Genomic DNA, 8,040 nt, shown 5'->3' with positions numbered 1-8,040 from the left:
CGGCGGCGGTCACTTCCGGGCGCTCGGCCGGGGCGGCGGCGGCCAGGGCGGGGCTGGCCAGCAGCAGGGCGGACATCAACAGCGACAGTCGGGGCATCGGGCAGGTCTCCACGGAAGGCAGAAAGGCAACTACCTGAATGTAGGCCATCTGCGCCGGGATGTGTCGGTTTTGGCCTGCTCTTGGCCAACCGGGGGAGAACCCTTGGGGAACATCGTCTCGCAACGCAGGTCTGAGGGCACGTCCCATCCGTCATGCAGGCAGTGTCACGGCGGGCGGTTATGCTTTGCAGCAGCCAACCGGGCCCTGCCCCCTGCCAGCCTCAGGAGTTTTGAATGTCGCGTTTCTGGAAGATCGTGCTGCTGGTCATCGCAGTGCTGGTGGTGGGCCTGATTGGCCTGCGCATGCTGGGCGGGAGCAAGGACAAGGCCGGCGCGCCAGGCGCGGCAGCTCAAGCCGGCAGGGACGGCGAGCGTGACACCGCGCCGGTGCCAGTCACCGTGGTGGAGGCCGCGCGCCAGGACGTGCCGGTGTATGCCAGCGCACTGGGCACCGTGTCGGCGATGAACACCGTGACCGTGAGTCCGCAGGTCGGCGGCCAGCTGATCAGCCTGAACTTCAAGGAAGGCCAGGAAGTGAAGCAGGGCGATGTGCTGGCGCAGATCGATCCGCGCACCGCCCAGGCCAGCTATGACGAGGCCGCTGCGGCCAAGCGCCAGAACCAGGCACTGCTGGCCACGGCGCGCTCCAACTATGCGCGCTCCTATTCGCCGGAATACCGCCAGTACGTCGCCAAGACCGACCTGGACACCCAGCGCAACCAGGTCGCCCAGTACGAAAGCACCGTGGCGGCCAACGAAGCCAGCATGCGCGCCGCCCAGGTGCAGCTGCAGTACACCAAGGTCACCGCGCCGATCTCCGGCATCGCCGGCATCCGCGCGGTCGACGCCGGCAACGTGGTCAGCGCCGGCACCGCACTCGTGACGCTCACCCAGGTGCACCCCATCCACGTTGTGTTCAACCTGCCCGAGCGACAGCTGCCGGACGTGCGCCAGGCACAGCAGGCCGGCCCGGTGACCATCGCCGCCCTGGACCGCAACGATGCGCACGTGCTCACCGACGGCGGCAAGCTGGATGTGGTGGACAACCAGATCAGCAGCGACAGCGGCACCTTCCGTGCCCGTGCGTTGTTCGACAACACCGACAACACCTTGTGGCCCGGCCAGTTCGTCAATGTACGCATGCAGTTGCGCACCATCGCTGGTGGCATCGTCATTCCGACCCAGGCAGTCATGCGCGGGCCGGATGGCGAATACGTGTACATCGTCCAGGCCGACAACACCGTGGCCATGCAGACGGTGAAGAGCGGCGTGGAAGTCGGCGACAGCCATGTGCAGATCACCGAAGGCCTGAAAGGCGGCGAGCGGGTGGTCAGCGAAGGCCAGTTCCGGCTCAAGCCGGGCAGCAGGGTCACCGCACTGAAGCCGGGCGAAACCCCGGCCGCGCCGACCGAGGCCGAACTCAAGGCCGCTGCCCAGCAGCAGGGCCCGGGTGGCCGCCGTGGCGGTGGTCCGCGCTGATCGCGCCCCGCGTCTTTCCGGTGCCCGCATGCGCGCGGGCACCGGCTTTCTGCATTGCCGTCTGACGTAACCGCAAGGACCCGCCCGTGGGCTTTTCGACGATCTTCATCCGCCGTCCCATCGCAACCTCGCTGTTGATGGCGGGCCTGTTGCTGCTGGGCATCCTCGGTTACCGGCAGCTGCCGGTGTCGGCACTGCCGGAAGTGGACGCGCCCAGCCTGGTGGTGACCACCCAGTACCCCGGTGCCAATGCCACCACCATGGCCTCGCTGGTGACCACGCCGCTGGAGCGCCAGTTCGGGCAGATCTCCGGGCTGGAGCTGATGACCTCCGATTCGTCGGCGGGGTTGTCGACGATCATCCTGCAGTTCTCGATGGACCGCGACATCGACATCGCCGCGCAGGACGTGCAGGCCGCGATCCGCCAGGCCACCCTGCCCTCGTCGCTGCCCTACCAGCCGGTCTACAACCGGGTGAATCCGGCCGATGCGGCCATCGTCACCCTCAAGCTCACTTCGGACACGCGGCCACTGCGCGATGTGAACAACTACGCCGACTCGATCCTGGCCCAGCGCCTGTCGCAGGTGCAGGGCGTGGGTCTGGTGTCGATTGCCGGCAACGTGCGCCCGGCGGTGCGCATCCAGGTCAACCCGGCGCAGCTGTCGAACATGGGCCTGACCCTGGAAGAGCTGCGCAGTGCGCTCACCCAGGCCAACGTCAATGCACCGAAGGGCTCGCTCAACGGCAAGACCCAGTCCTACAGCATTGGTACGAATGACCAGCTGACCAGCGCGGCCGAGTACCGCGACACCATCATCAGCTACCAGGACGGTCGCCCGGTGCGGCTGTCGGACGTGGCCGAAGTAATAGACGGCGTAGAGAACGACCAGCTGGCGGCCTGGGCCGACGGCAAGCCGGCAGTGCTGCTGGAAGTGCGCCGCCAGCCGGGTGCGAACATCGTGCAGACGGTGGAACGCATCCGCGCCCTGCTGCCGCAGCTGCAGAACGTGCTGCCGGCCGACGTGCACCTGGAGATCTTCTCCGACCGCACCGAAACCATCCGCGCCTCGGTGCATGAAGTGCAGTTCACCCTGATACTGACCATCGGGCTGGTGGTGGCGGTGATCTTCGTGTTCCTGCGCCGCCTGTGGGCGACCATCATTCCGTCGGTGGCGGTGCCGCTGTCGCTGGCCGGCACCTTCGGGGTGATGGCGTTTGCCGGCATGTCGCTGGACAACCTGTCGCTGATGGCGCTGGTGGTGGCGACCGGCTTCGTGGTCGACGATGCGATCGTGATGATCGAAAACATCGTGCGCTACATCGAACAGGGCAAGAGTGGCCCGGAAGCGGCGGAGATCGGTGCGCGCCAGATCGGCTTCACCGTGTTGTCGCTGACCGTGTCGCTGGTGGCGGTGTTCCTGCCGCTGCTGCTGATGCCGGGGGTGACCGGGCGACTGTTCCACGAGTTCGCCTGGGTGCTGAGCATCGCAGTAGTGCTGTCGATGCTGATCTCGCTGACGCTGACGCCGATGATGTGCGCTTACCTGCTCAAGCCCGACGCACTGCCGGAAGGTGAGGATGCGCACGAGCGCGCCGCCGCGGCCGGCAAACAGAATCTGTGGACCCGCACCGTGGGCCTGTACGAGCGCAGCCTGGACTGGGTGCTGGAACACCAGCCGCTGACCCTGGCGGTGGCCGGCGGTGCGCTGGTGCTGACCGTGCTGCTGTACGTGCTGATTCCCAAGGGCCTGCTGCCCGAACAGGACACCGGGCTGATCACCGGCGTGGTCCAGGCCGACCAGAACATCGCCTTCCCGCAGATGGAGCAGCGCACCCAGGCGGTGGCCGAAGCCCTGCGCAAGGACCCGGCAGTGACCGGGGTTTCCGCCTTCATCGGCGCAGGCAGCATGAACCCCACGCTCAACCAGGGCCAGCTGTCGATCGTGCTCAAGCAGCGCGGCGACCGCGACGGACTGGACGAGATCCTGCCGCGCCTGCAGCAGGCGGTGGCCGGCATTCCCGGCGTGGCGCTGTATCTGAAGCCGGTGCAGGACGTGACTCTGGACACCCGCGTGGCCGCCACCGAGTACCAGTACTCGCTGTCGGACGTGGACAGCGAACAGGTCGCCCTGCAGGCCACCCGGCTGACCGAAGCCCTGCGCCAGCGTCCGGAACTGGCCGACGTGGACAACAACCTGTCCAACCAGGGCCGTGCGCTGGAACTGAACATCGACCGCGACAAGGCCAGCGTGCTGGGCGTGCCGATGCAGACCATCGACGACACCCTCTACGACGCCTTCGGCCAGCGCCAGATCTCCACCATCTTCACCGAGCTCAACCAGTACCGCGTGGTGCTGGAAGTGGCCCCGGAGTTCCGCACCAGCACGGCGCTGATGAACCAGCTGGCGGTGGCCTCGAACGGCGCGGGTGCGCTGACCGGCAGCAATGCCACCAACTTCGGCCAGGTCACCTCCTCCAACTCCTCCACCGCAACCGGCATCGGCGCGCAGAACACCGGCATTCCGGTGGGTGCGGGCAACATCATTCCGCTGTCGGCGCTGGCCGAAGGAAAAGTCACCAGCACCCCGCTGGTGGTCAGCCATCAGCAGCAGCTGCCGGCGGTGACGGTGTCGTTCAACATCGCCCCAGGCTATTCGCTGTCCGACGCGGTCAAGGCGATTGAGGAAACCAAGGCCAGCCTGGACATGCCCGCGCAGGTGCACGCGCAGTTCATCGGCAAGGCCGCCGAGTTCACCGGCAGCCAGACCGATGTGGTGTGGCTGCTGCTGGCTTCGCTGGTGGTGATCTACATCGTGCTGGGCGTGCTGTATGAAAGCTACATCCACCCGATCACCATCATTTCCACCTTGCCGCCAGCCGGCGTGGGCGCGCTGCTGGCGTTGATGGTGTGCGGCCTGAGCCTGTCGGTGGACGGCATCGTCGGCATCGTGCTGCTGATCGGCATCGTCAAGAAGAACGGCATCATGATGGTCGACTTCGCGATCGAGGCCCGTCGTGCCGGGGCCAACGCGCATGAAGCGATCCGCCGCGCCTGCCTGCTGCGCTTCCGCCCGATCATGATGACCACCGCCGCGGCCATGCTGGGCGCATTGCCACTGGCGCTGGGCACCGGCATCGGCTCGGAGCTGCGCCGTCCGCTGGGCATCGCCATCGTCGGCGGCCTGCTGCTGTCGCAGCTGGTCACGCTGTACACCACGCCGGTGATCTACCTGTACATGGAACGCTTCTCCGAGCGCATGCGCCTGCGTCGTGAGCAGCGGGCGCTGCGCCACGCTGCCGCACAGGACCGCGCGTGAACATCTCCGGTCCGTTCATCCGCCGCCCGATCGGCACCACCCTGCTGGCCATCGGCCTGTTCGTGATCGGCCTGCTCTGTTACCTGAAGCTGGGCGTGTCGGCGCTGCCGAACATCCAGATTCCGGTGATCTTCGTGCACGCCAGCCAGTCCGGTGCGGATGCCACCACCATGGCCTCGACGGTGACCGCGCCATTGGAGCGCCATCTGGGCCAGCTGCCCGGCGTGGACCAGATGCGCTCGTCCAGCTCGGAAGGCAGCTCGCTGGTGTTCATGATCTTCCAGAGCGGGGTGGACATCGATTCCGCGGCGCTGGATGTGCAGACCGCGATCAACTCAGCCCAGGCCGACCTGCCCTCGGGGCTGGGTTCGCCGATGTTCCAGAAGGCGAACCCGAACGACGACCCGGTGATCGCCATCGCGCTCACTTCGCAGACCCAGTCGGCCGACGAGCTGTACAACGTGGCCGACTCGCTGCTGGCCCAGCGCATCCGCCAGATCAGCGGGGTGTCGTCGGTGGATATCGCCGGTGCCTCCACGCCCGCCGTGCGGGTGGATGTGAACCTGCGCCTGCTCAATGCGCTGAACCTGACCCCGGACGACCTGCGCAACGCGGTGCGCGCGGCCAATGTGACCTCGCCCACCGGCTTCCTCAGCGACGGCAATACCACCACCGCGATCATCGCCAACGACTCGGTGGCCCGCGCGGCTGACTTCGCCAACCTGGTGATCAAGACCCAGGACGACGGCCGGGTGATCCGGCTCAAGGACGTAGCCAACGTCTACGATGGCCAGCAGGATGCCTACCAGGCCGCCTGGTTCAACCACAAGCCGGCGGTGGTGATGTATGTGTTCACCCGCGCCGGCGCGAACATTGTCGAGACCGTCGATCGGGTCAAGGCACAGATCCCCGCCCTGCGCGATTACCTGCAGCCCGGCACCACGCTCACCCCGTATTTCGACCGTACCCCGACCATCCGCTCGTCGCTGCATGAGGTGCAGATCACCCTGTTGATCAGTCTGGCGATGGTGGTGCTGACCATGGCGCTGTTCCTGCGCCGACTCGCTCCGACACTGATTGCGGCGATTACCGTGCCGCTGTCGCTGGCCGGTGCGGCGCTGGTGATGTACGTGTTCGGCTTCACCCTGAACAATCTGAGCCTGCTGGCACTGGTGATCGCGATTGGCTTCGTGGTCGACGACGCCATCGTGGTGATCGAGAACATCATGCGCCACCTCGATGAGGGCATGCCGCGACTGCAGGCGGCGCTGACCGGCGCGCGCGAGATCGGCTTCACCATTGTTTCGATCACCGCCTCGCTGGTGGCGGTGTTCATCCCGCTGCTGTTTGCCAGCGGCATGATCGGGGCCTTCTTCCGCGAGTTCACGGTCACCCTGGTCGCGGCCATCGTGGTCTCGATGATCGTCTCGCTGACCCTGACCCCGGCGCTGTGCAGCCGCTTCCTGAGCGCGCACGAAGAACCGGAGAAGCCCTCGCGCATCGGTCGCTTCCTGGATGGCGCGCATGACCGCATGCTGCGCGTCTACACCGTGTGCCTGGACTTCTCGCTGCGGCATGCGCTGCTGCTGTCGCTGACCCCGATCCTGCTGATCGTCGCCACGGTGATGCTGGCCGGCGCGGTCAGGAAGGGCTCGTTCCCGCCGCAGGACACCGGCCTGATCTGGGGTCGCGCCAATTCCAGCGCGACCGTGTCGTTCGAAGACATGGTCAACCGCCAACGCCGCATCACCGACATGCTGATGGCCGACCCGGCCGTGAAGACCGTGGGCGTGCGCCTGGGCAGTGGCCGCCAGGGCTCCAGCGCGCAGTTCAACGTGGAACTGAAGACCCGCAAGGAAGGCCGCCGCGAGACCACGGCCGTCGCCCTCGCTCGACTGAGCGCGAAGGCTGACCGCTACCCGGACCTGCAGTTGCGCCTGCGCGCGATCCAGGACCTGCCCAGCGACGGTGGCGGTGGCAACAGCCAGGGCGCGCAGTACCGCGTGTCGCTGCAGGGCAACGACCTGGCCCAGCTGCAGGAGTGGATACCCAAGGTGCAGGCAGCGCTGAAACAGAATCCCAAGCTGCGTGACGTGGGCACCGATGTCGATACGTCAGGCCTGCGCCAGAACGTGGTGATCGACCGCGCCAAGGCGGCGCGCCTGGGGGTTTCGGTCGGCGCGATTGATGGCGCGCTGTACGGTGCGTTCGGCCAGCGCCAGATCTCCACCATCTACTCGGACATCAACCAGTACAGCGTGGTGGTCAACGCCCTTCCCGAACAGACCGCCACGCCGAAGGCGCTGGATGAGATCTACGTGCGCGCCGGCAATGGCGAGATGATTCCGCTCACAGCGGTGGCCGAGCAGGTGCCGGGGCTGGCCCCGCCGCAGATCACCCACGAGAACCAGTACACCACCATGGACCTGAGCTACAACCTGGCTCCAGGCGTGAGTACCGGCGAGGCGGATCTGATCATCAAGCGCACCATCGACGGCCTGCGCCTGCCGGGTGACATCCGCATCAGCGATGGTGGCGGCTTCAACGTGCAGTTGAACCCGAACTCGATGTTGATCCTGGTGCTGGCGGCGATCATCACCGTGTATCTGGTGCTGGGCATGCTGTACGAAAGCCTGGTGCACCCGGTGACCATTCTGTCCACGCTGCCGGCCGCGGGCGTGGGTGCGCTGCTGGCGCTGTTCGTCACCAACACCGAACTGTCGGTGATCTCGATGATCGCGCTGGTGCTGCTGATCGGCATCGTGAAGAAGAACGCGATCATGATGATCGACTTCGCGGTGGTGGCGCAGCGCGAGCATGGCAAAACGCCGCTGGAAGCGGTACGCGAGGCCAGCATCGTGCGCTTCCGTCCGATCATGATGACCACCATGGTCGCGATCCTGGCGGCGGTGCCGCTGGCGATCGGCATCGGCGAAGGTTCCGAGCTGCGTCGGCCGCTGGGCATCGCGATGATTGGCGGGTTGCTGTTTTCGCAGAGCCTGACCCTGCTCAGCACGCCGGCGTTGTACGTGATTTTCTCCTGCCTGCAGGGGCATTGGCGGGCGTGGCGGGCACGTCGCAAGAGCCGCAGGAGTGTCACGACCAACGGTCGTGACCTACCGACCACATCACGGTAGGTACCCAC

Annotated in this window: 3 protein-coding genes; all 3 read left to right on the top strand. The window is 66.5% G+C overall.

Annotation, left to right across the window (positions count from 1 at the left end; all coding sequences use genetic code 11):
- The first annotated feature begins 333 nt into the window (after positions 1-333).
- The 3 genes from EGJ34_RS09925 (at position 334) to EGJ34_RS09915 (ending at position 8,032) form a co-directional block, all read left to right on the top strand.
- Positions 334-1,578, top strand: a complete 1,245-nt coding sequence (locus EGJ34_RS09925; RefSeq protein WP_125360325.1) for an efflux RND transporter periplasmic adaptor subunit — start codon at positions 334-336, stop codon at positions 1,576-1,578.
- Positions 1,579-1,664: 86 nt separating this feature from the next.
- Positions 1,665-4,895 (top strand): efflux RND transporter permease subunit, encoded by a 3,231-nt coding sequence (locus tag EGJ34_RS09920; RefSeq protein ID WP_125360324.1) that lies wholly within the window; start codon positions 1,665-1,667, stop codon positions 4,893-4,895.
- Entirely contained in the window at positions 4,892-8,032 is a 3,141-nt protein-coding gene (locus EGJ34_RS09915; protein ID WP_125360323.1) for an efflux RND transporter permease subunit, read from the top strand. The genes EGJ34_RS09920 and EGJ34_RS09915 overlap by 4 nt, the downstream gene beginning before the upstream one ends.
- Positions 8,033-8,040: the final 8 nt, after the last annotated feature.

Source organism: Stenotrophomonas sp. 278 (genome assembly GCF_003935715.1).
Lineage (GTDB): Bacteria > Pseudomonadota > Gammaproteobacteria > Xanthomonadales > Xanthomonadaceae > Stenotrophomonas > Stenotrophomonas maltophilia_AH.
This window is presented reverse-complemented; position numbering and strand designations above follow the sequence as displayed.

Bases quoted from the DNA above. Each gene is read 5' to 3' on its own strand.
- EGJ34_RS09925 (WP_125360325.1), top strand. From the start codon at position 334: ATGTCGCGTTTCTGGAAGATCGTGCTGCTGGTCATCGCAGTGCTGGTG.